This is a genomic window from Flavobacterium frigidum, assembly GCF_048286735.1.
Lineage (GTDB): Bacteria > Bacteroidota > Bacteroidia > Flavobacteriales > Flavobacteriaceae > Flavobacterium.
Genome location: NZ_JBLVPU010000046.1, coordinates 1 through 1,944 on the forward strand (window position 1 = coordinate 1; position 1,944 = coordinate 1,944).

Genomic DNA, 1,944 nt, shown 5'->3' on the forward strand with positions numbered 1-1,944 from the left:
GTACCTGGCATGTCTGATGCAAAATACAAGGTTTTCTCGTCTACACTCAACGCTGGATGCGCTACACTATATTCATTACTATTAAAAGGTAATTCTTGTACATTTACCCATTTTCCGTTTTCGTTTGTGGCTTTGTAGAGTTTTAATAATATAACACGTCTGCTGTCTTTTTGCTTTTTACCATTTAGATAATTATTACGGGTAAAATACATCGTTTGGCCATCTTTGGTAAAAACAGGTGTAGACTCATGAAACCTACTGTTGATGTTTTTATGGAACACCTCTGGCTTGTCCATACTACCATCTGAACTTATCTGAGAACTGTACAAGTTGGTAAAAGATTCATTGTTCCACTTAAACACTTTTTTAGCTACTCCGCCTGTATCTCGTGCCGAGGCAAAAAGTACGGTGTTATTGTAATAAGCACTACCGTAATCTGAATACGGGGAGTTGATCCCTGCATCAAAAATTTCGTATTTTCCTGAATTTTCCTTTATATCATTCAAGTAATCGCGCTGACTAGCAAAAAGTTTTCCACGCTGGTCTGTGGCTGATTTTGCTATGAATTGCTCTAACATTTTATCGGCCTTTGCATAGTTCCCTATGGCTTTTAAAGATTGAGAATACCTGTAATAGTACTCTGGCTCTTGGGAGGCATTCATCTCAAAAAGTGCTGAGTACCACTTCTCTGCCTGGATCAAATCGGCTATGAAGTAATAGGAGTCTCCTAGTTTTTGGAACATTTTTTCGTCTTTATACCCTTTCGCTGCTACTTTCTCATAAGTAGCTATTGCATCAACGTAAGAATAATTATCGAATTTTTTATCTGCAGCTGCCACACCTTTTTTTTGAGTATATCCTACTACTGTGAATACTAAAAAAACTACACAGCATCCGAAATGTTTAGCGCTTAATTTCATAACGTTATATTAAATTAGAAGAATCTAGGTGATGTGATTTTGTTATAACTTTTGAATATTTCGTAACGAAGAAATATTTCATGTGATCCGGAATTAAAATTGGCAAGTCGTGTGGTTTCCATATCATAACCATATCCAATAAACCAAGAGTCAGACACTTGAAATCCAACCATGGCACTTAATGCAGCACTCCATCTGTAAGCTGCCCCTACTGTAAACTTATCATTAATTAAAAAGTTAGCTGATAAATCTACTTGTAATGGTGCTCCTTGAACTAGTTTTGTCATCATTGCTGGCTTGAACTTTAGATTATAATCTAAATCAAACACGTGACCAGCCGTTAAGTAATAGTTTACGCGCTCTCGTGCAATATAAGAATTGGCTCCTACTCCGGCATATTTGTCAAAATGTTTTGTCTCTAATAAATTAGGCACAGAGAGCCCTATATAGGTATTATCAGAATACCAGTAAAGTCCAACACCTATATTTGGTGAAAACTTATTGTCTATATTGTTTTCAAAACTATAATCATTGGGATCATACTGATTCAATTTATCAAAATTGATATTCAAAAGGTTTGCTGATGCTTTCAGTCCAAAGGAGAGCTTAAAATCCTCTGAAGTATTGATATAATATGAAAAATCAACCGCTAAGTTGTTCTCGTCCGAAGGACCAATCCTGTCACTAATTATCGACACTCCTAAACCTAGTTTTGTATCTTTTATAGGAGTATTAATCGAGGCCGTATTGGTCACAGGTGCTCCATCAAGTCCTACCCACTGAGTACGATGTAAGGCAAAAATATTCAACGCTTGACGTGATCCCGCATAGGCGGGATTCACGTTTATGGTGTTGTACATGTACTGTGTAAACTGAGCGTCTTGTTGCGCATTTATAGTACCCGCGAGCAACAGCAACATTAGTATAAATTTTGTTTTCATATTCTATTATTTTAGACTTAAGAAATTTAGATTGATTACCTATTAATGTATAAATATCCTGCTTTCTCGAAACTTGTTCCTGC

At 36.3% G+C, this 1,944-nt stretch carries 2 protein-coding genes; both read right to left on the reverse strand.

Annotated elements, in window-relative coordinates; translation table 11 throughout:
* The coding region (locus ACNQGO_RS15335) for a tetratricopeptide repeat protein (RefSeq protein ID WP_417985811.1) at positions 1-920 on the reverse strand (920 nt) is incomplete at its 3' end.
* A 14-nt stretch (positions 921-934) separates the two neighbouring features.
* Positions 935-1,861 (reverse strand): PorP/SprF family type IX secretion system membrane protein, encoded by a 927-nt coding sequence (locus tag ACNQGO_RS15340; RefSeq protein WP_417985812.1) that lies wholly within the window; start codon positions 1,859-1,861, stop codon positions 935-937.
* Between the last annotated feature and the right edge of the window lie 83 nt (positions 1,862-1,944).

Bases quoted from the DNA above. Each gene is read 5' to 3' on its own strand.
- ACNQGO_RS15340 (WP_417985812.1), bottom strand. From the start codon at position 1,861: ATGAAAACAAAATTTATACTAATGTTGCTGTTGCTCGCGGGTACTATA.